The organism is Achromobacter sp. 10T422, assembly GCF_056394065.1.
Map to the genome: position 1 here is coordinate 141558 of NZ_JBFTHD010000007.1, position 20888 is coordinate 162445.

The window sequence follows — 20888 nt, forward strand, 5'->3', positions numbered from 1 at the left end:
TCGGAGCCCTTGCAATTCATCTCACGAGTTACGTGGCCTTACGCGCGTTCGGGCTAGCCCAGAACACATCGCCGGTGCCCGCAGCACTATTTATACATCTCGCCAACACAAACATCAGATCCGACAGCCGGTTCAAATATTGCCGCACCGGCGGGTTCACCGTTTCAACTCCCGCTAACGCCACCACGGCCCGTTCGGCTCTTCGGCAAACCGTCCGCGCAACATGCGCCTGCGCCGCGGCCCGCGTGCCGCCGGGCAGGATGAACTCGCGCAAGGGCGTCAGCGACCCGTTGTAATGCGCCAGGCGCGCATCCAGACGCGCGACCTGGTCGTCGCTGACGGCGGTATGCCCCGGGATGCAGAGTTCCGCGCCCATGTCGAACAGGTCGTGCTGGATCGCCATCAGATCAATCGAGATCTCGGGCGGCAGCGGTTCCGCCAGCAGCACGCCGATGACGCTGTTCAGCTCATCCACATCACCCAACGCAGCGATGCGCGGCGCGTCCTTGGGAGTGCGTGATCCGTCCCCCAGCCCGGTGGTGCCGTCGTCTCCCGTGCGGGTGGCAATGACAGATAAGCGGTTGGCCATGGGAAACGTCCTGAATTGGATAAATGTGGGGGGTTGCGTCCAGCGGTAAGCGGGCGCCCAGGAGAGAGGGGGCCGGTTCGCAATCAACCGTCAGGATTGTTGCGTTCTGCCGCAGGAACTGTTTCATAACGGCGGTATCCTAGCATTGTGGAAAGCGGGAAGGGCGGTGTGTTCCGGCTCTTTGGCTTTCGCTGTCAATGGAGGATGCCTGTATGGCTTTTGACCGCAAATATGCAATGCCCATGGCTGTCGCGACCGCGATGGCCGTTGTGTCGCTGGCGACGCCGCTGGCGTTTGCGCAGCAGGCCGACGCCAGCGGGGAAGTGCGGCGCGTGGACCCTGCTGCGGGCAAGGTGACGATCAAGCACGATGAGATCAAGGCGCTGGACCTGCCGGCCATGACGCTGGTGTACGACGCCGATCCGGCCTTGCTGGCCAAGATCAAGGCGGGCGACAAGGTGCGCTTCACCGCGACGCGCAAGGATGGCAAGTACGTGGTGACGGCGATCACGAACTGAAGATCACAAATTGGGGCTCGCGGTCCTGAAGATATCGGTCTGAAGATTACGACCTGAAAACGGCGACCTGAAAACGGCGACCTGAGAACGGCGACCTGAAAACGGCGACCTGAGAACGGCGACCTGAGAACGGCGACCTGAGAACGGCGACCTAAAAGCGACGACCTAAAAACGACGACCTAAACATCGACGACCTACACATCGACGACCTGAAGACCGCGACCTGACCCCGCTCCCATAAAAAAGCCGCTTACCGCAATCACGCGGCAAGCGGCTTTTTGCCGATGCAGGGTCGGGGCTGATTGAATCGTAAGACCCGGCCCCGTGCCCATCCCGGCTTACAGCACGTAGCGGGCCAGATCCTGGCTGCTGGCGGCTTCGGCCAATTGCGAATTGACGTAGGCCGCGTCGATGGTGACGTGCTTGGCCTGGCTGGAGGTGGCGTCGAACGACAACTCGTCCAGCAGCTTCTCCATCACCGTGTACAGGCGGCGGGCACCGATGTTCTCGGTGGTTTCGTTGACGTCGTAGGCCAGTTCGGCCAGGCGGCGCACGCCTTCATCCGTGAATTCCAGCTGCACGTCTTCGGTGGCCATCAAGGCGGTGTACTGCTTGGTCAGCGACGCGTCCGTGTCGGACAGGATGCGCACGAAGTCTTCGGCGGTCAGCGATTCCAGTTCGACGCGAATCGGGAAGCGGCCCTGCAGTTCCGGGATCAGGTCCGACGGGCGGGCCAGGTGGAAGGCGCCCGACGCGATGAACAGGATGTGGTCCGTGCGGACCATGCCGTAGCGCGTGTTGACCGTCGTGCCTTCAACCAGCGGCAGCAGGTCGCGTTGCACGCCTTGGCGCGACACGTCGGCGCCGCCCGATTCCTGGCGGGCCGCGATCTTGTCGATTTCGTCCAGGAAGACGATGCCGTTCTGTTCAACGTTGTTGATCGCGACGGTGCGCAGGTCTTCTTCGTTGACGCGTTTGGCGGCTTCTTCGTCGACGATCAGTTTGAAGGCTTCACGCACCTTCATCTTCTTGGATTTCTTCTTGTCGCGAGCCATGCCGGCGAACATGCCGCGCAGCTGCTCGGCCATTTCTTCCATGCCGGGGGGCGTCATGACGTCCATTTGCGGCGCGGCTTGGGCGATTTCGATCTCAATTTCCAGATCGTCGATCTTGCCTTCGCGCAGGCGCTTGCGGAAGGTCTGGCGGGCGCTGTTGTCTTCGCCACGTTCCGGTTCGCCAGAGGCGCTGCGGGCGGGCGGGACCAGGGCGTCCAGGATGCGGTCTTCGGCGGCGTCTTCAGCCTGGGTGCGCACGCGGCGCATTTCCAGTTCACGCGTTTGCTTGATCGAGTATTCGGTCAGGTCGCGGATGATGGTGTCGACGTCGCGGCCCACATAGCCCACTTCCGTGAACTTGGTGGCTTCGATCTTGATGAAGGGCGCGTTGGCCAGCTTGGCCAGGCGGCGGGCGATTTCGGTCTTGCCCACGCCGGTGGGGCCGATCATCAGGATGTTCTTGGGGTGGATTTCGTGGCGCAGCGGTTCCGCGACCTGCTGGCGGCGCCAGCGGTTGCGCAGGGCGACCGCCACCGCGCGCTTGGCGCGGTTCTGGCCGACGATGTATTTGTCGAGTTCGGAGACGATCTCTCCGGGCGTCATGTTGGATGCGGACATGAGGGCGAATCCTTGAAGCTAGAGCGGGCTGGGGAAGCGGCCGCGGCGCGAGGGGCGTGCCCCGCGTGCCGCGTGGCGGGCGTCAGTCGCCCAGCGTTTCGATGACGTGGTTCTGATTGGTGTAGATGCAGAGGTCGCCGGCGATTTCCAGCGATTGCTTGACGACGGCCTCGGGCGACAGCTCGGTGTTGCGCAACAGCGCCAGCGCGGCTGACTGGGCATACGCGCCGCCGGAGCCAATGGCGGCCAGGCCGTGTTCGGGTTCCAGGACGTCGCCGTTGCCGGTGAGCACCAGCGTGTGCTCGGTGTCGGCCACGATCAGCATGGCTTCCAGGCGGCGCAGGACGCGGTCGGTGCGCCAGTCGCGGGTGAGTTCAACCGCAGCGCGCATCAGGTTGCCCTGATGCTTTTCAAGTTTGGCTTCGAAGCGTTCCTGCAACGTGAATGCGTCGGCGGTGGCGCCGGCGAAACCGGCCAGGATCTTGTCGTGGTACAGGCGGCGGATTTTGCGGGCCGTGCCCTTGACGACGATGTTGCCCAGGGTGACCTGGCCATCGCCTCCGAGCGCGACGCGGTTGCCGCGGCGCACACACACGATGGTGGTGGCGTGAAATTGTTCCATGCGTTCCTTCCTTTGAAAGGACTAGCTGGGGGCAGATCCAGGGAAATCAAGCGGGCGGGTGACCGCAAGTAAAAAAGGCCATGCTGGAAACCAGCATAGCCTTTCAGGGCATGGCGCGAATAACGGGACGGATCAGTCGCCGTACAGCTTTTGGCGCATTTCACGGCGTTCCTGCGCTTCAAGCGACAGGGTGGCCGTGGGGCGGGCCAACAGGCGGGGTACGCCAATCGGTTCGCCGGTTTCTTCACACCAGCCGTATTCGCCGCTGTCGATGCGGGCGATGGACTGTTGCACCTTTTTCAGCAGCTTGCGCTCGCGGTCACGGGTGCGCAGCTCCAGGGCGTGTTCTTCCTCGATGGTGGCGCGGTCGGCGGGATCGGGCACGAACTGCGTTTCGCGCAGGTGCTCAGTGGTCTCGCCGGCGTTGGCCAGGATGTCCTGTTCGAGTTGTTTGAGCCGTTCCTTGAAGAAAGCCAATTGGCGTTCGTTCATATAGTCGGACTCGGGCATGGCCAGCAATTCCTTCTCGCTGGGCAGATCAATCGCCGTATCGCTCGTCGACTTGCTTGATTTTTTGGTTGCTGCCTTGGTAGCCATGAAAACACTCCACTATGAATCGATCCTGGCGCGGGCGTCCTTTCCCGGTCGTGTTGCTGGTTGCTTACGCTATTCGTACCTCACAGTACTGCCTTCGTCGCATCGCGTCACGTCAGGAAGGGGGATTACCCCGCCAGGCACTGCTCCAAGCCCCGGGTGAAAATCTCCTGGGGCAGCTTACGTCCAATGAACACCATCTTGGTGGACGGTTTTTCGGCCGCGGTCCACGGCTTGCCGGGTTCGGCGCCCATCATCATGTGCACACCCTGGAACAACATGCGGCGGTTGATGCCCTTCATGTACAGGATGCCCTTGTAGCGCATCAGGTCGGGGCCATAGACCTGAACCACGCCGCCCAGGAATTCCTCAAGACGCGCGGGATCGAACGGCTTGTTGGAACGGAACACGAACGCGCCAATTTCGTCGTCGTGCTGGTGGTGGTGATGGTGGGCATGATTGCAATGCGCCCCGCAATCGCCGTCGTGATCATGGTCGTGATCGTGGCCATGGCCGTGATCGTGTCCGTGGTCGTGCCCATGCTCGTGCGAGTGGGCGGCGTCGGGGTGTTCATCGGCCAGGAATTCCGGGTCGATGTCCAAAATGGAATTCAGGTTGAAGCCGCTGATGTCGATGATCGACTTCAGGTCGACTTCGCCGAAATTGACCGGCGTGATCGGCGCGCGCGGGTTCATGTGAACCAGGCGGTGGCGCAGCGCTTCGTAGTCAGCTTCGTTGACCAGATCGCGCTTGGAGATCAGGATGCGGTCGGCGAAACCGACTTGCTTCTGGGCTTCAGGCTGTTCGTCGAGCGTGGACATGCCGTGCTTGGCGTCGACCACGGTCACCACCGCATCCAGGCGGTAGTACTCGGCGATGTCGTCATCCATGAAGAACGTCTGGCAGACGGGGCCAGGGTTGGCCATGCCGGTCGTCTCAAGAATGACGCGTTCGAAATTCAGTTCGCCAGCTTCGCGCTTGACGCGCAGCTCGGACAGGGTGCGCATCAGGTCGCCACGCACCGTGCAGCAGACGCAACCGTTGGACAGTTCGATGATTTCTTCATCGCTGTCTTGCACGAGCAGGTCGTTGTCGATGCTTTCCGGTCCGAATTCGTTTTCGATGACCGCAACGCGGCGGCCGTGGAATTCGGTCAGGATGCGTTTGAGCAGGGTGGTCTTGCCCGCACCGAGAAAGCCGGTGAGGATGGTGACGGGAACCATTTTGTCCAAACTGCGCGGGGTGTTCATGGCGAAGCTGCTAGCGTGAGGTCAAGGCTGAAGTCTAGGCATTCAACCCACAGGCCTGACAGGGGATTTTCCCGTGCAGGATGAGGTTTGCCACAGGCTGCGAAGGCCGCCAATAGCGGCCGGACGCAGGATTACAGCACAGTCGGGGGCAGGGGGCAAACCCCGGGTCAACCCAGGGGCCATAGCCGTCCGGATCGCGGCTGTACGCCGTCAAGTATCGGGCGATATCACTATTTTGGGGCGGTCTGCCGGATTTCAAGAGCGTCATGCGGCGGGGTCAGGCGGGCGCATGACGGCGATGGAATGACGGTTTTGAAATCCGGATGATGCGCCGGCGGACACACCCGTCCGGCGGATCAGGACTTAGTGATGATGGTGCTGATGGCCGGCGTCAGCGGGTTGCTTCTGCTGGCATTGGGGACACAACGCGCGAATTTCGGTTTCGTGCGTGGCCAGGGCGTAACCCGTTTGGGCGACGCGTTCGGCCAATTGGCGGCTCATGGCGGGGTCGGACACTTCGGCCACGGCGCCGCAGCCGGTGCAGACCACCAGCAGATCGTGCGGTGCGCCGCCTGCGTCGTGACAGGCGCTCCAGGCGTTGACGGCGTCCAGGCGGTGGATCAGGCCTTCGTCCATCAGGAAGTCCAGCGCGCGGTACACGGTGGGGGGCGCGGCGCCGGGGTGCACTTCGCGCATGGCGTCCAGCAATTCATAGGCCTTCAGGCTGCGCCCGTGGCGCAGCAGCAGCTCAAGCACCTTGCGGCGGATGGGCGTCAGGCGGCGTCCGCGCTGTTCGCACAACGTCTCGGCGACGCTGAGCTGGGCGCCGACGGTGTCGCTGCGGGGGGAACGGGGCGGAGCGGGCATGGCGGGCTTTATCTGAATGGAAGACGCGCGCGACGCGCGCGAGATGCCTGGAAGGTAGCAGAAAACATGGGTATGCGGGCGAGGACGGCAGATTCAAGCACAATTAGTTATGATATAACATATTAAAACTGCGATTCCGAGCGTCGGCGCCGTCGCATTCCTTCGGGTTTCGGCCTTCGTCTTCGATCTTGGTTTCTTGTCTTCCCCCCTTCGTCCCTCGCCTTTCGTCGTTACGTTTTCCATGTCTCATTTCTCGCTTCTGCCTGCGCGGCCCGGCGCCGCTTCCCGGCAAAGCACCCCGCCTCGCTGCACGGCGCCTCGTCACACCGCGCCCCGTTCCGCTTTTCTGGTTTCCGCCTGGCGCCGCATGGCTTTTGCCCTGGTGGCGGCCGCTACGCTGTGGGCGCTGACCGGCTGGGCCTTGGACTGGTGGCCGCGATGAGCGCGTCGCCAGTCACGATTGAACTGTCGGACGCCTCGTTCGGCTGGCACGGTCACCCCGCACTGAAGTCGGTGTCGGGGCGCTTCGCCGCCGGTGGAATGACGGCCGTGGTGGGGCCCAACGGGGCGGGCAAGTCCACCTTGATCAAAGGCATCATGGGTGTGCTGCGCCCCATGACCGGCAGCGTGCGCATCAGCGGCGCGGGGCGGTCGGAGCTGGCGTGGCTGCCGCAGGCGGCGGAGCTGGACCGGTCGTTTCCCGTTTCGGTGCTGGACCTGGTCGCCATGGGCGCGTGGCGCCGCGTGGGCGGATGGCGCCGCTATCGCAACGATGAACTCGACCGCTGCATGGATGCGCTGGAAACCGTTGGTCTTGCCGATGCCGCCGCGCGCGGCGTGGACACGCTGTCGGGCGGGCAGATGCAGCGCACGTTGTTCGCGCGGATGCTGGTGCAGGATGCGCCCGTGCTGCTGCTGGACGAACCCTTCGCCGCGGTCGACAGCCATACCGCCGACGACTTGATGGCCCTGTTGTGCGGCTTGCACGGCCAGGGCCGCACCGTGATCGCCGTGCTGCACGACCTGGATCTGGTGCGCGATCACTTCCCCGATTGTCTGTTGCTGTCCGGCTCGGTCGTGGCCTGGGGCGGCACGGCCGATACCTTGAACGACGCGCATCTGAAGACCGCGCGGCAATGGCACGCGAGGGCTTACGCATGAGCTTGGCGCAATGGGTGGTCTCGCCCTTTCTGGATTACGGCTTCATGCGGCGCGCGCTGGCGGGCGCGTGCGCCTTGTCGCTGGGCGCCGCGCCGCTGGGCGTGTTTCTGGTGCTTCGGCGCATGAGCCTGATGGGCGACGCGATGTCGCACGCGATCTTGCCGGGGGTGGCGGCGGGGTTCCTGCTGTCGGGCCTGTCGCTGGGCGCGATGATGCTGGGCGGCATCGCCACCGGCCTGGCGGTCGCGCTGCTGGCAGGCTTGGTCGCACGGCTGACGCCGCTGCGTGAAGACGCCAGTTTCGCGGCCTTCTATTTGATCTCGCTGGGGCTGGGCGTGCTGCTGGTGTCGTTGCGCGGCTCGAACATGGATCTGTTGCATGTGCTGTTCGGCACGGTGCTGGGCCTGGATGACGCGTCGCTGCTGCTGGTGACCATCACGGCAAGCGTGACCTTGGTGGTGCTGGCGGCCATCTACCGGCTGCTGGTCGCCGAATGCCTGGACCCGGGCTTCTTGCGCGCAAGCGGCGGCGGGGGCGGGTGGGTGCACATGGGCTTCCTGGTGCTGGTGGTTGTCAATCTGGTGGCGGGCTTCCAGGTGCTGGGCACTTTGATGGTCGTCGGGATCATGATGCTGCCCGCCGCGGCCGCCCGGTTCTGGGTGCGGTCGGCGGCTCGCCAGATTCCGCTGGCGGCCAGTTTCGGCGTGCTGGCGTCCGCGAGCGGGTTGCTTGTGTCCTATCACTTCAACGTGCCGGCCTCGCCGTCGATCATTCTGGCGGCCGGCGTCTGCTATCTGTTTTCCATCGTTGGCGGCCCGCAAGGCGGGCTGCTGCGGGCCCGGCGCGGCATGCGTCCGGCCTGACTTCCCAAGGAGATTCGTTATGCGTTCCAATCTGCCGCTGCGCCGGCGCGCGTTGCTGGCCATGGCTGGCGTGTGCCTGTCGGCCGTGTTCGGCGTGTCGCATGCCGCCGAGCCGCTGAAGGCCGTGGCCAGTTTTTCCATCCTGGGCGACATCGTGCGCGAGGTGGGAGGCAACGACGTGAGCCTGACGACGCTGGTGGGGCCGGACGGCGACGCGCACGAATACGAACCCACGCCGGGCGACGCGAAGAAGCTGTCCGCCGCGCGCGTGCTGTTCGTGAACGGGCTGGAGTTTGAAACCTGGCTGCCCAAGCTGACGAAGGCATCGGGCTTTGCGGGCCAGACCGTGGTGGCGTCGCAAGGCATCACGCCGCGCAAGTTCGCGGGCGATGGGCATGGCGACAAGCACGACGAGCATGACCATGATCACGGCCACGATCATGATCATGATCACAAAGAGGATCACAAAGACGGCCCCAAGGACGGCCACAAGGACGGCCACAAAGACGGTCAGCAAGACGGCCATCATCACCACGGCGACGCGGACCCGCATGCCTGGCAATCGTTGGCCAACGGCGTGATCTACGCGCGCAACGTGGCCGAGGGTCTGGCCGCTGCCGACCCCGCGCACGCCGACGCGTACCGCCAGCGCGCCACCGCCTACATCGCCAAACTTGAAGCGCTGGATGCCCGTGCAAAACAGACGTTCGGCGCCATTCCCGCCGAGCGCCGCAAGGTCGTGACTTCCCACGACGCGTTCGGGTATTTCGGCGATGCGTATGGGGTGACATTCATTTCGGCGATGGGCGTGTCGACGGACGCCGAACCGTCTGCCGGCGAAGTCGCCCGCATCATCGAACAGGTCAAGCGTGACAAGGTGCCGGCGGTGTTCATCGAGAACATCACCAGCCCGAAACTGGTGCAGCAGATTGCACGCGAGACCGGCGCCAAGGTGGGTGGTACGCTTTATTCCGATGCGCTGTCCAAGCCCGGACAGCCCGGCGCTACCTATCTGGAAATGTTTGAATGGAACGTACGTCAGCTCGCCGCGGCCTTGCAGCCCTGACCGCCGCGACGGCACTGCTGGCGGCCGGTGCCGCCAGCGCGCACCCGCATATGTGGATCGACGCCCGCGCGGTTATCGACGTCGATGCGCAGCACCGCATCACGGCCGTGCGCCAGGTCTGGCTGTTTGATGAAATGTTTGGCGCCTACGCCACGCAAGGCCTGAAGAAGAGCAAGGACGGCTCCTTGTCCGCCGATACGCTCAAGGGCATGGCGAACGACTGGATGACGGCGCTGGGTGAACCGATTTCGCATTACTTCACCCGTGTGACGGTCGAAGGCAAGATGGCCGCGTTTGCCGCGCCGCGCGATGCGCGTGTTGACTGGAATCCGAAGACCACGCGCTTGACGCTGTCGTTCACCTTGCCCTTGGCCACGCCCGTGGCGCCGGGCGCGGACGGCGCGCAGGTGGATATCTACGATCCCACCTATTTCGTGGCGTACGCCTTTGATGAAAAGGGTGCGGTGTCGCTGGGCGGCCCGGAGGCCGCCGTGTGCACGTCCGCCTACCGCAAGCCCAAGGAACTGGATTGGAAGACCATGCAGCAACTGGCCGCGATCCCGGCCGACCCGGACGCGTTGCCGGACGAACTCTTTGCCATCACCAAGGGGCTGACGCACCGCATCGAGGTGCGATGCCCGTAGCGCGGCGTCATCCCGCGATGCTGTGGCTGGCGGCTGTGCTGCTGCTGAGCGGCATGGGCGCGGCGGCGGCGCAAGGCGCGCATCCTTTCGGCGTGCCCGAAAGCAGCGCGGGTATGGGTGGCCCGGGCTGGCTGGCCAGCTTCTTCGGGCAAGTGTCGGTCTGGCAAAGCCATTTCTATCGCCAGCTGACGGGCGCGGTGCGTGCCTGGCAAGCGGAAGGTGGCGCGGCGTGGACCTTGATCGGCCTGTCATTCGCGTATGGCGTGTTTCATGCGCTGGGACCCGGGCACGGCAAGGCGGTGATCTCTTCCTACGTGCTGGCCAACCGGCAGACGGCGCGCAACGGTGCGCTGCTGGCCTTGGCGTCCGCGCTGATCCAGGCGCTGGTGGCGATTGCAATGGTGGCGGTGCTGGCGGTGGTGTTCAACGCCACCGCCGCCACGATGAACCAGGCCACGCGTTGGCTGGAGCTGGCGTCCTATGCATTGGTGACGTTGCTGGGTGCGTGGCTGGTGTGGATCAAGGCGATTCGGCCGTTGCTGCGCCGCCGGCGTGAGCTGGTTGCGGCGACGCCCGCCGCAGAGCCGGCGTTGAAGGGCGCCGCGGCGTTGCGTGCGATTGCCGTGCATGCGCCCACGCCGCATGCACATGTTCACCACCACCACGATCAACACGATCACGATCACGATCACGATCACGATTGCGGTTGCGGCCATGCGCATGTGCCCGCACCTGACCAGGTGGCGGGCGCCTTGAACTGGCGGCGCGCCGGCTCGGCCATTCTGGCGGTGGGATTGCGTCCGTGCAGTGGCGCGCTGATCGTGCTGGTGTTCGCCTTGTCGCAAGGCTTTTTTCTGGCGGGCGTTGCGTCGGCGTTGGCGATGGGGCTGGGCACCGGGTTGACGGTGGCGGCGCTGGCTTGTCTGGCGGTGGCCGCGGGCGGCGCGGCCACGCGTATCGGCAACCGCTTGTCCAGCGCGGGCGCGGCGCGCTTGCGTTATGGCGTTGAGGCGCTGGCGGCGTTGGCGGTGCTGTTGTTGGGCGTCATGCTGCTGGGCGGCATGGTGGCCGGGGGCGGCTAGGCGCTCAGGATTTGCGGCCGGCGCGCGGATGCGCCTGGTCGTAGGCCTTGGCCAGATGCTGGAAGTCCAGCCGGGTGTAGACCTGGGTGGTAGAGATATTGGCGTGGCCCAGCATCTCTTGCACCGCGCGCAGATCTTGCGCCGATTGCAGCACATGGCTGGCGAAGCTGTGGCGCAAAACGTGGGGGTGCACGTGGGTGGGCAGCCCCGCCTGTTGCGCGATCTGCGCCAATTGCAGCTGCACCACGCGTGGCGAAATGCGTTTGCCGCGCGCGCCCAGGAACAAGGCGGCGGCATCTTGCGGGCCGGGGTTGGGCGGCGCCAGCTGTGGCCGCACCGCGATCCACTTCTGCAAGGCGGCAATGGCTGCCTGACCCACCGGCACCGAGCGGCGCTTGCCGCCCTTGCCCAGCACTTCGACCTCGGCCTCGTCCAGCTTTAACCAGCCGCGCGATTCATAGTCGGCCGACCGTGTGTAGCGCAAGTCCAGCCCCACCAGTTCCGACAGCCGCAAGCCGCTGGAATACAGCAATTCAAGCATCGCCTGATCGCGCAGCGCGGCGGGTTCGTTGGCGACCTTGGCGGGCGGCCGGTCCAGCAGCGCCTGCGTCTGTTCCACGGACAACGCCTTGGGCAAGCCGCGCGGCGCTTTGGGGGCACGCACGCCTGCCACGGGGTTGCCTGCCAGGTCGATGGATGGCGCCCACCATTGATAGAAGCCGCGCCAGGCGGCCAGCGTTCGGGCCAGGCTGCGCGGGCCGCGGCCCTGCGCGTGCAGGCGCGCCACGAATTGCCGGATGTGGCCGTTGGCGATCTTGTCCAGCGGCAGGCGGGCGCGGTCGGCAAGGTCGCGCAGGAAATGCAGCTCGCGCCGATAGCCGTCCAACGTGTGGGGCGAATAACGGCGGTTGGTTTCCAGATGGCGCAGCCAGGCGTGCATTGGATCAGGCAGCGGCGTGGCGTCTTGAGTAGTGCTGTCCGGTGCCTGGTTCATGTCCGCTCGTCGTTGAGGTAGACCCGTTGGGAGAGATCCGATGCGATAGATGCTGCTGCGTCAGACCTTCGGCGAGGCCGGGTTCAAACGATGCAGCGCTGCGGAGGCCAGTTGGCCGATGGATTCCAGAAACGCCGTGCCCATTTCGGGCGTGAAGCGCTCGGGATCGTCAGAACCCAGCACCAGCAGGCCGACGGCCGCGCCGTCGGCTTCCAGGCGCAACGGCACCAGCGCCAGCGACTTCGGCTTGCTGTCGAGCCAGCCGGCCGCTTCGAAGTCGGTGTCGGTGCCGACGTAAGGCGTCTTCAGGCTGTCGGTGAACGTGCGCACGTCTTGCGAGACGGGTTCGCCGTAGCCGGTGGCGGGCAATTCCGACAAGTCCCACAGGCGCAGCGCCACGTGGTTCAGTTCGAATTGTTCGGCCAGGCCCAGCGCGATTTCGCCCGGCACGCGCTGCGGGTCGTTTTCAGACAGCAGGCGGCTGCACCATTTGGCCACATGCGTGCCGATGCTTTCATTGGCGGTGGCGTTGCGCACGAGTTCTTGCAGGCGCCATTCCAGTTCGCGGTTGCGTTCGCGCAGCGTCAGAATCTGGCGCTCGCCCAGCGAGATGGCGCGCGTGCCGTGCGGATGCGGCACCTGCATGGCGGCGAACACGTCGGCGTGTTCGTCGAAGAAGCCGGGGTGGTCTTGCAGGAAAGCGGCGATGTCCTGGGCGGTGAAGGTGGTATCAGTCATAGGGTCAGCGATTCAGCGCCATGGAGAAGACGAGCTTGTCGATGTCGACCTGCCCCGTGAACACGGATTCGGCCGGGCCGGTCATGCGCAGTTGTTCGCCGTTCCAGGCAATGGTGAGCACGCCGCCGCGCGTTTGCACGCGCACGGGCGATTCCAGCAGGCCGCGGCGGATGCCGGCAGCCACCGCGGCGCAGGCGCCCGTGCCGCAGGCCAGCGTTTCGCCCGCACCGCGTTCGAAGACGCGCAGGCGGATGTTGTGGCGGTCAACGATTTGCATGAAGCCCGCGTTGACGCGGCGCGCAAAGCGCGGATGGGTTTCGATCAGCGGGCCCTGGATGCCGACAGGCGCGGTGTCGACGTTGTCGACGACCTGCACCGCGTGCGGATTGGAAATGGCCACGGCGGACAGCAGCACCTTGTTGGCGACGCCAGCGGGCGCGTCAAGGTCCAGCTCCCAGAGCGTGTCTTCGCCTTCGCGTTGCGAGGCCAGGCCGGTGGTGTCGAATGGCAGCGCGGCGGGGTCGAAGCGGGTGCTGCCCATTTCAACGGTGACCTGTTCGTCGTCGCCTTCGTCCAGGACGAGGATGCCGGTGGCGATTTCGGCGCGCAGCGGGTTGCGGTCGGACAGGCCTTGCTCGTGCACGAAGCGCACGAAGCAGCGCGCGCCGTTGCCGCAGTGTTCGACTTCGCTGCCGTCGGAATTGAAAATGCGATAGCGGAAATCAGCGTCCGGGCGGGTGGCGGGTTCGACCAGCAGGATCTGGTCGGCGCCAATGCCGAAGTGCCGGTCGCCCAAGGCGCGCGCCCGTTCGGGCGTCATGTCGATGGTCTGGCGGACCCCGTCGAGCACGACAAAGTCGTTGCCCGCGCCATGCATTTTGGTGAAGTTCCAGTTCATCCGGCGATTATCGCCCATTATTTGGGCGGCCGGCGGCCGAGCGCCAGGCCTCAATAGAGTTTGGGTTCGCCCGGGGGACGGGTCTTGAAGCGGCGGTGCACCCAGTAGTACTGGCTGGGGCAGCGGCGCACCCAGGATTCCAGCTCGCGGTTCAGACGCGCTGTGGCGTCTTCCAGCGACGCATCGCCCGGGAAGTTCTCAAGCGGCGGCAAGACATCGATATGGTAGCGGCCGGTATCCGGGTTCCAGAAACCCACGATGGGAAGCACGGCGGCGTCCCATTTCTTGGCGAGCTGGGCGGTGGCCAGCAGCGTGGCCGCCTGCACGCCGAAGAACGGCACGAACACCGAACCCTGGCGGCCGAAGTCCATGTCGGGCAGGTAATACACCGGGCGGGGCGCGCGTAGATGGCGGATCAGGTCGCGCACGCCGTCCTTGCGGCTGACCAGGAACACTTCGTTGAAACGGGCGCGTCCGGCCGCCACGACGGCATCAATGTGCGGGTCGCTTTGCGGGGTGTACATGGAGGCGGAGCTGGGCACTTCCATGGTCAGGCGGGTGCCGGCGGCGTCCATCGCGATAAAGTGCGGCGCCAGCAGAATCACCCGGCGGCCCTCGGCGATCAGCGCATTGATGCGGTCGGCCCCGGTCTGCGTGACCATGTCCTTGACGGCCTCGGGGGTGCCGTACCAGAGCACGCCCCGGTCGACGATGGACTGCGCCAGCGCGCGGAAATGGTCCGCTACCCATTTCTCACGCACGGATTCGGGCTGATCGGGAAAGCAGAGTTCAAGATTGCGGCGCACGATGCGCGCGCGGGACTTGGCCAGCCGCGGGGCAAGCCACCCCAGGACGGCGCCGATGCGCAGACGCGTCGACGGCTTGATGCGGCCGAACCATTTCAACAGAGTGACCAGCGTGCGAGTTTTTGAATTGTTCATCGTGTGGGGAAAAAGACCGGGCGGCCGTGGCGTCAGGGGGCCGGGGGCGGTGAAGCCGGGGCGGTGTCGGGCGCCGGAGGCGCGCCGCGCGGGGTCTTGTAGCGGTTGTAGCTCCACAGGTATTGCTCGGGGCAGCGGCGGATCAGCGTTTCCATTGCGGCGTTGATCAGGGCGGCTTGGGCTTCAGGCTCGGCCGGCAGCGGTTCTGGCACCCGGACGTAATGGATGCGCCAGCCCCGGCCCTTGGGCAGGCGTTCGCCGGCGGTCAGGATGATTGGCACATTGGTTTGCGTCGCCAGTTTGCTGGGCAGCGTCATCGTGTAGGCCAGACGGCCGAAAAACGGCGCCCACACGCCGTCGCCCACGCTGGGCGCCTGGTCGGGCAGCATGCCGACTGACTCGCCCCGGCGCAGCGCCCGCACGAATTCGCGTACGCCCTGCATGGTGGCCGGCACGGCGTTGACGGCCGAACTGTTGCGCGCCGTCTCAAGCAGTGGCGCCAGCACGTCCTTGCGCGGGGGGCGGAACATCACCGTCATGGGCATCTGGCGGGCCAGATAGCGGGCGGTGATCTCGAAGCAGCCCAGGTGCGGCGTCAGAAACAGAATGCCGCGGCCTTCGGCCCGGGCGGACGCGACCACGTCGTTATCGTCCGACACCACTTGGGCCAGGCTTTGCTCGTTCTTGAACCAGACGCGCGGGTTCTCAAGAATCATCGCGCCGGTTTCGGCCGCTGCATGGCGGGCGAACGCCGCGCCCGGGTAGCCGGCCTGCGCCGCATTGGCCTGAAGCCTGCGCCGGTACTTGCCCGGCCAGGCGTACACGGCAAGCCCGGCCGCGCGCCCGATGGCGTGCGCAACGGGTAGCGGCAAGGCGGCAAAAAGGCGGAACAGAGCGAGCAGCATGCGGCAAATGGATAAGGACGGGCAGGGTCATGCCGGTGTTCAGGAATATGTTTACACCCCCGGCGCGGGCATAAGACCGGCATTTTCGCTTAAAATCCGCTCAGTCGCCGAGTTAACCGACAACTTGCGGGGCGACGGCAAGGGCACAGCGCTATGCGCGGCCCATGCCAAATCCGCTAAAGCGTCGCACCCAGATAGCGTATGACATGCATTCCGGGGTGCAACGCGCCTCGTGAACCTATGAGCCGGTCAAGCCGGACACTAAGGACGCATCTGTGGCCAATAACGATTTTCTCTTCACCTCCGAATCCGTCTCTGAAGGGCACCCCGACAAGGTTGCCGATCAGATTTCCGACTCGATTCTGGACGCCATCTTCACGCAGGACCCCAACGCGCGTGTCGCAGCCGAAACGCTGTGCAACACGGGCCTGGTTGTTCTGGCCGGTGAAATCACCACTACCGCCAACGTCGACTACATCCAGGTTGCGCGGGACACCATCCGCCGCATCGGGTACGACAACACCGAGTACGGGATCGACTACAAGGGTTGCGCCGTGCTGGTTGCTTATGACAAGCAATCGCCGGACATCGCCCAAGGCGTGGACCGCAGCTCGGAAGACTATCTGAACCAGGGCGCGGGCGACCAAGGCCTGATGTTCGGCTACGCGTGCGATGAAACGCCCGACCTGATGCCGGCTCCGATCTGGTACGCGCACCGCCTGGTGCAGCGCCAGAGCGAACTGCGCAAAGACGGCCGCCTGCCGTGGCTGCGCCCGGACGCCAAGTCGCAAGTGACCTTCCGCTACATCGACGGCCGCCCGGCGGAAGTCGACACCGTGGTGCTGTCGACCCAGCACGCGCCGGAAGTCACGCAGGACACCATCCGCGAAGCGGTGATCGAAGACATCATCAAGCCGAGCTTCCCCGAAGGCCTGATCACGCCGAACACGAAGTTCCTGGTCAACCCGACCGGCCGCTTCGTTATCGGCGGCCCGCAAGGCGATTGCGGCCTGACCGGCCGCAAGATCATCGTCGACACCTACGGCGGCGCATGCCCGCACGGTGGCGGCGCGTTCTCGGGCAAGGACCCGTCCAAGGTTGACCGTTCGGCCGCCTACGCCGCCCGCTACGTGGCCAAGAACATCGTGGCCGCCGGCTTGGCGCGTCAGTGCCAGGTGCAGGTCAGCTACGCCATTGGCGTGGCCGAACCCATCAACATCACCGTGTACACGGAAGGCACCGGCGTCATCCCTGACGACCAGATCGCCAAGCTGGTTCGCGAACACTTCGACCTGCGTCCGAAGGGCATCGTGAACATGCTGGATCTGCTGCGCCCCATCTACGCCAAGACCGCCGCCTACGGCCACTTTGGCCGTTCCGAGCCGGAATTCTCGTGGGAAGCCACGGACAAGGTTCAGGAACTGAAGAAAGCGCTGTAAAGAAGGCGCCGCAAGGCGAGTCTTCACGGCAAAAAGCCCCTGCAAAATCTTTGCAGGGGCTTTTTTTATAGCGCCGGAGTGTTCACAACCCCCAGGACGACAGATCCGGCACGCGCGCCACTGGCGCGAGCACGGGTTCCAGCACCGCCGCGCAATCCAGCAAGGCGGCGTCGCCACCCGCGGGGGCCAGCAGTTGCACCGACATGGGCATGCCTTCGGCGTCGAATCCCGCAGGCAAGGCGATGGCGGCCGCGCCCAGGAAATTGGCCGGGCGCAGCAATTTGCCCAGACCCACATGGCGCACATCGTCTTCGTCCAGCGCTTGCGCAGCCTGGTCGCACGCGGGCATCAGCAAGGCGTCCTGCCCCTGCATGGCGCTGGCGAAGGCGGCCATGTCGGCTGCGCGCCGCAGCAGCGCCGCTTCGTAATCGGCTTGCGCGATCCGGCCGCCCGCCGCGATGCGCGCCCGCACCACTTCCCACAAGGGCGCGGCGGGGTTTTCCGCCAGCGCGCCGTAGTAGCGATAGGCCTCGTAGGCCAGCACCAGCGAGTTGTCGTCGGCCATGCGCGAGAACGACAGGCCGGCGGGCGGGTGCCACGCGGTGGGCGTGAGCCCGGCCGCTGCCAGCTGTTCTTGCGCCTGGTGCCAGGTTTGCAGGCCCGCTTCGGTCAGCGCTGCGGGCCAGGCATCCGGCGCCAGCACGGCGACCGCATTCGGCCGACGGGCGGCAGGATGCCGAAGCGCGGTGAAGCGGGCGGCGGGCAAGGCCAAGGTGGCCGCGTCGTCCACATCGGGGCCAGCCAGCAATTGCGCCAGCAGGCGGGCATCGGCCACGTTGCGGGCAACCGGGCCCAGCACGTCCAGCGTGTCTGACAGCGGCAGGCAGCCCGCGCGGCTGATCAACCCGGACGACGGTTTGTAGCCGACCAATCCGTTCAAGGCCGCCGGCGCGCGTACCGAACCACCGGTGTCGCCGCCCAGCGCAATCGGCGCAAGGCCGGCCGCCACCGCCACGCCCGCGCCGCTGGAAGACCCGCCCGGCGCGCGGGCGACCTTCGCATCCCAGGGATTGCGCGCCGTGCCTTGGGTGGGATTCTGGCCCGACAGCCCGAACGCGAACTCCGTCATGCGCGTCTTGCCCAGAATCACCATGCCCTGGGCCGACAAGGCGCGCACCGCCGTCGACGTTTCACCGCTGATGACGCCGCGCCGGGTCTGCGAGCCGCCGGTGGTGGGCGTGCCTTGCCATTGAATGCTGTCCTTCACCGCCACCGGCACGCCGTGCAACGGCCCCATCAACAGGCCCGCGTCTTGCAGGCGGTCGGCGGCGTCGGCCTGCGCCAGCGCGCGTTCCGCGGTGATCTCGCTGTAGGCGGCAAGCGGGGCCGCACGTTCGATGCGGTCCAGAAAGTGCGTGGTGACCTGGCGCGATGTCAGTTCGCGTTGGCGGATGGCGCGGGCAAGTTCGCGGGCGTCTCGGAAGTGCAGGGCGGTGTGGTCTTGTTCTGGCATGGATCTCATGGAAAAAGAAAAAGCTTCCCGGCCGTGGCGCAGCCGGAAAGCGTTTACACGGGGTGCTTGATCGTTTTACTTCAGCGTCTGGCCCTTCGTTTCGGGCATGCGGATGAAGGTGATCAGCGTGATCACGGCGCCCGCCAGCACGTAGTAGAAGAACCAGCGCTCCATGCCCTTGCTTTGCAGCCAGGTCAGCAGGTAGGGCGTGGTGCCGCCCAGCAGCGCAACAACCAGGTTGTACGGCGTGCCGATACCGACGGCGCGCACGCTGGTGGGGAACTGCTCCGACATGATGGCCGGCGCAATCGCCGTGTACATGGCGTAGAGCACCAGGCCGAACAATTCCACCGCCAGGATCGAACCGAAGGACGGCCCAAGCGTCGTCATCACCGGATAGAAGAACACCAGGTAGCCAGCGGCAAAGAAAATCAGCTGCGGCTTGCGCCCGATGCGGTCGGACAAGATGCCGAACAGCGGCTGCACCACCATGAAGACGATCAGCGCGACGGTGTTGGCGGCGAACGCGGTCTTGGGGTCGGCGCCTACCTGGCGGATGGCGTAGGTGGGCACGTAGGCCACGAAGATGTAGAACGCGAACGTGGTCAGCACCGAGAAGCCCACGATGCGCAGCACTTCACGCGGGTGGTCGCGCAGCAGCGTGCGCAGCGGCTGCTTTTCGACGCCGGCCTTCTTGGCGTGCGAGAACGCTTCGGTTTCCGGGATGGCGCGGCGAATCCACATGCCGGCCAGGCCGCCCAAGGCGCCCAGCAGGAACGGAATGCGCCAGCCCCAGGACGCCATGTCGGCCTTGGTAAGCGTCGACGTCAGAATCCAGCCCACGGCGGACGCGGCCAGAATGCCGACGGCGGCGCTGAAGAACACAAAGCTGGAATAGAAGCCGCGCTTCTCAGGCGGCGCCATTTCCGCCAGAAAGGTCGTGGCCGAGGCATACTCTCCGCCCAGCGACAGGCCTTGCAACAGGCGTGCGCCGGTCAGCAGCAGCGGGGCGGCCAGGCCGATGGTGGCGTAGGTGGGGGTGATGGCGATGATGAGCGAACCGCCCGCCATCATCAGAATCGTCAGGCCCAGCGCGGCTTTGCGGCCGTAGCGGTCAGAGAAAATGCCCAGCACCCAGCCGCCAACCGGCCGCATGAAGAAGCCCACGGCGAAGATGCCGAACGTGGCCAGCAGTGCGGTGGTTTCGTTGCCCGGCGGGAAGAACTGGCTTGAGAAGAAGATGGCGAACGAGGCGTAGATGGTCCAATCGAACCACTCGACCGCATTGCCTACACTACCGGCCAGGATGGTGCGGGCGCGGGATACGGGCGCAGCGCTGCCGGGCGCGGCGCTTGCCCCTTGCTTGCTGCGCAAGGTCGCGGATGGGCTGCTCATGACGTCCTCAAAATAAGAATTTATTTTTGGTCAAAAAGACCGTTTAATTTTGTGTTTTTATCAATGCGCGAACGTTAGATTAATGAATATGGTCACGTCAAGTAAGGGTAAGCCCCTAATGCCAGCGCTCGATGACACCGATCTGGCCTGTCTGATTGCATTGCAGTCGGACCCCCGCGCCTCCTGGCGCGAGCTGGGCGCGGCCACCGGCATTGCCGAGCGGACCGTGGCGCGCCGCATCCGCCGCCTGATGGACGCCGACGCGCTGCGCGTCATTGCCGAACCTGATCCGCTGGCCATGGGCCAGGGCGTGGTGCTGCATGCGTGGGTGCGCTGCCGGTCAGGCCGCGTGCCGGATGTGGCCGATCAACTGGCGCGGCTGGACATCTGCCAACTGGTCGTCACGCTGGCCGGCACCGCCGATCTGATGGCCGAGCTGACCTTGGCGGACGCGGCCGACCTGCCCGACGTCGTGACCCGCGTGCTGCCGTCGATTGATGGGGTCGAGCATGTGGAAGCGCGCCTCGTCTTGCGGCCGTTTCGCCGCGCCGGGCAATGGCGCATTCAGGCGCAACCGGACGCTGTGGTCGAGACGCCATCCGCGTCGCCACCCGTCGCGCTGACCGAGCCCGAGCAACGCATGGTCGCGCATCTGATGCGCGATGGGCGCGCCAGCCTCGCGGAATTGGCCGAGCAGGCCAACGTCAGCGAACCGACTGCGCAGCGGCTGTTGCAGCATCTGGTGGAGCGTCGCGCGTTGAGCTTTCGTGTGGAAGTCGAACCCGCGCTGGTCGGCTTTCCCGTGGAAGCCGTGATCTCGGTGCAGGTGCGCCCGCAAGCGGTGGATGCGCTGGCCGCGCATCTGGCGCTGGACCCGCACACGCGCTGCCTGTTCGGCACCAGCGGCGCGTCGCAATTGTTCTGGCACGTGCTGTGCCGCGACAGCCTGCACTTGTGGGAAGTGGTGACGCGCCGTCTGGGCGAGCTGGACGGCGTGCTCAATAGCGAAGTCGGCGTGGTGATGCGCGCCCACAAGCGTTGCGGCATCGTGCGCGCCGGCGCGCGGCTGGGCGCGGACGAGGGCTGATGTGCGCTGATGGGGGCGATGCTTGGGGGGCGATGCTTGGTGCGCAATG

21 protein-coding genes are annotated in these 20888 nt (G+C 65.5%); 8 read left to right on the forward strand and 13 right to left on the reverse strand.

The annotated features are described in order from the left end of the window. Positions 1 to 28: 28 nt before the first annotated feature. Positions 29 to 589 carry a cob(I)yrinic acid a,c-diamide adenosyltransferase gene (locus tag AC1DB0_RS19830; RefSeq protein WP_476757499.1) on the reverse strand — a complete coding sequence of 187 codons (561 nt, stop codon included), beginning with the start codon at positions 587 to 589 and terminating at the stop codon, positions 29 to 31. A gap of 212 nt (positions 590 to 801) precedes the next feature. Here AC1DB0_RS19830 and AC1DB0_RS19835 point away from each other — a divergent pair, with 212 nt between their 5' ends. Beyond that, positions 802 to 1107, forward strand: a complete 306-nt coding sequence (locus AC1DB0_RS19835; protein WP_006216414.1) for a copper-binding protein — start codon at positions 802 to 804, stop codon at positions 1105 to 1107. Between the two features lie 338 nt (positions 1108 to 1445). On the opposite strand, the gene hslU is transcribed toward AC1DB0_RS19835, so the two are convergent. The 5 genes from hslU to AC1DB0_RS19860 all read right to left on the reverse strand — a co-directional run bounded on the left by hslU (position 1446) and on the right by AC1DB0_RS19860 (position 6113). Then, positions 1446 to 2780 (reverse strand): ATP-dependent protease ATPase subunit HslU, encoded by a 1335-nt coding sequence (gene hslU, locus AC1DB0_RS19840; protein ID WP_476757500.1) that lies wholly within the window; start codon positions 2778 to 2780, stop codon positions 1446 to 1448. A gap of 82 nt (positions 2781 to 2862) precedes the next feature. Continuing rightward, positions 2863 to 3402 carry an ATP-dependent protease subunit HslV gene (gene hslV, locus AC1DB0_RS19845; RefSeq protein ID WP_006216412.1) on the reverse strand — a complete coding sequence of 180 codons (540 nt, stop codon included), beginning with the start codon at positions 3400 to 3402 and terminating at the stop codon, positions 2863 to 2865. Positions 3403 to 3534: 132 nt separating this feature from the next. Further along, the gene (dksA, locus tag AC1DB0_RS19850; protein WP_006216410.1) at positions 3535 to 3999 is read right to left on the reverse strand and encodes an RNA polymerase-binding protein DksA; all 465 of its coding nucleotides are present in this window, start codon (positions 3997 to 3999) and stop codon (positions 3535 to 3537) included. Positions 4000 to 4124: 125 nt separating this feature from the next. Continuing rightward, positions 4125 to 5246 carry a CobW family GTP-binding protein gene (locus AC1DB0_RS19855; protein WP_175170351.1) on the reverse strand — a complete coding sequence of 374 codons (1122 nt, stop codon included), beginning with the start codon at positions 5244 to 5246 and terminating at the stop codon, positions 4125 to 4127. Positions 5247 to 5609: 363 nt separating this feature from the next. Further along, the gene (locus AC1DB0_RS19860) at positions 5610 to 6113 is read right to left on the reverse strand and encodes a Fur family transcriptional regulator (protein ID WP_054420757.1); all 504 of its coding nucleotides are present in this window, start codon (positions 6111 to 6113) and stop codon (positions 5610 to 5612) included. A gap of 438 nt (positions 6114 to 6551) precedes the next feature. Here AC1DB0_RS19860 and AC1DB0_RS19865 point away from each other — a divergent pair, with 438 nt between their 5' ends. The 5 genes from AC1DB0_RS19865 to AC1DB0_RS19885 are packed head-to-tail and all read left to right on the forward strand — an operon-like array spanning position 6552 to position 10929. Then, entirely contained in the window at positions 6552 to 7274 is a 723-nt protein-coding gene (locus tag AC1DB0_RS19865) for a metal ABC transporter ATP-binding protein (RefSeq protein WP_054420755.1), read from the forward strand. Beyond that, a complete protein-coding gene (locus AC1DB0_RS19870) occupies positions 7271 to 8137 on the forward strand; it encodes a metal ABC transporter permease (protein ID WP_054420754.1) in 867 nt (288 codons plus the stop codon). The genes AC1DB0_RS19865 and AC1DB0_RS19870 overlap by 4 nt, the downstream gene beginning before the upstream one ends. Positions 8138 to 8156: 19 nt before the next feature. Then, positions 8157 to 9203 carry a metal ABC transporter substrate-binding protein gene (locus tag AC1DB0_RS19875; protein ID WP_476757501.1) on the forward strand — a complete coding sequence of 349 codons (1047 nt, stop codon included), beginning with the start codon at positions 8157 to 8159 and terminating at the stop codon, positions 9201 to 9203. Further along, positions 9164 to 9847, forward strand: coding sequence for a DUF1007 family protein (locus tag AC1DB0_RS19880; RefSeq protein ID WP_476757502.1), 684 nt, complete (start codon positions 9164 to 9166; stop codon positions 9845 to 9847). The genes AC1DB0_RS19875 and AC1DB0_RS19880 overlap by 40 nt, the downstream gene beginning before the upstream one ends. Continuing rightward, positions 9838 to 10929 carry a nickel/cobalt transporter gene (locus AC1DB0_RS19885; protein ID WP_476757503.1) on the forward strand — a complete coding sequence of 364 codons (1092 nt, stop codon included), beginning with the start codon at positions 9838 to 9840 and terminating at the stop codon, positions 10927 to 10929. Before AC1DB0_RS19880 ends, AC1DB0_RS19885 begins: the two co-directional genes overlap by 10 nt. Before the next feature lie 4 nt (positions 10930 to 10933). On the opposite strand, the gene xerC is transcribed toward AC1DB0_RS19885, so the two are convergent. Genes xerC through AC1DB0_RS19910 form a run of 5 tightly spaced genes read right to left on the reverse strand, consistent with a single transcriptional unit; the run spans position 10934 to position 15405 of the window. Then, positions 10934 to 11923 carry a tyrosine recombinase XerC gene (xerC, locus tag AC1DB0_RS19890; RefSeq protein ID WP_476757504.1) on the reverse strand — a complete coding sequence of 330 codons (990 nt, stop codon included), beginning with the start codon at positions 11921 to 11923 and terminating at the stop codon, positions 10934 to 10936. A gap of 60 nt (positions 11924 to 11983) precedes the next feature. Next, entirely contained in the window at positions 11984 to 12661 is a 678-nt protein-coding gene (locus AC1DB0_RS19895) for a DUF484 family protein (protein WP_175170347.1), read from the reverse strand. A 4-nt stretch (positions 12662 to 12665) separates the two neighbouring features. After that, the gene (gene dapF, locus AC1DB0_RS19900) at positions 12666 to 13577 is read right to left on the reverse strand and encodes a diaminopimelate epimerase (protein WP_342066386.1); all 912 of its coding nucleotides are present in this window, start codon (positions 13575 to 13577) and stop codon (positions 12666 to 12668) included. A gap of 32 nt (positions 13578 to 13609) precedes the next feature. Then, positions 13610 to 14500, reverse strand: coding sequence for a lysophospholipid acyltransferase family protein (locus AC1DB0_RS19905; protein ID WP_175170345.1), 891 nt, complete (start codon positions 14498 to 14500; stop codon positions 13610 to 13612). A gap of 32 nt (positions 14501 to 14532) precedes the next feature. Beyond that, complete coding sequence (locus tag AC1DB0_RS19910) at positions 14533 to 15405, reverse strand: lysophospholipid acyltransferase family protein (protein WP_054420747.1); 873 nt, start codon at positions 15403 to 15405, stop codon at positions 14533 to 14535. A gap of 275 nt (positions 15406 to 15680) precedes the next feature. Here AC1DB0_RS19910 and metK point away from each other — a divergent pair, with 275 nt between their 5' ends. Further along, positions 15681 to 16844, forward strand: a complete 1164-nt coding sequence (metK, locus tag AC1DB0_RS19915) for a methionine adenosyltransferase (protein ID WP_054420746.1) — start codon at positions 15681 to 15683, stop codon at positions 16842 to 16844. Positions 16845 to 16926: 82 nt separating this feature from the next. On the opposite strand, the gene AC1DB0_RS19920 is transcribed toward metK, so the two are convergent. Further along, positions 16927 to 18357, reverse strand: coding sequence for an amidase (locus tag AC1DB0_RS19920; protein ID WP_476757505.1), 1431 nt, complete (start codon positions 18355 to 18357; stop codon positions 16927 to 16929). Positions 18358 to 18432: 75 nt separating this feature from the next. Continuing rightward, the gene (locus AC1DB0_RS19925; protein WP_476757506.1) at positions 18433 to 19752 is read right to left on the reverse strand and encodes an MFS transporter; all 1320 of its coding nucleotides are present in this window, start codon (positions 19750 to 19752) and stop codon (positions 18433 to 18435) included. Between the two features lie 82 nt (positions 19753 to 19834). Here AC1DB0_RS19925 and AC1DB0_RS19930 point away from each other — a divergent pair, with 82 nt between their 5' ends. Then, positions 19835 to 20839 (forward strand): Lrp/AsnC family transcriptional regulator, encoded by a 1005-nt coding sequence (locus AC1DB0_RS19930; protein WP_427944966.1) that lies wholly within the window; start codon positions 19835 to 19837, stop codon positions 20837 to 20839. Positions 20840 to 20888: the final 49 nt, after the last annotated feature.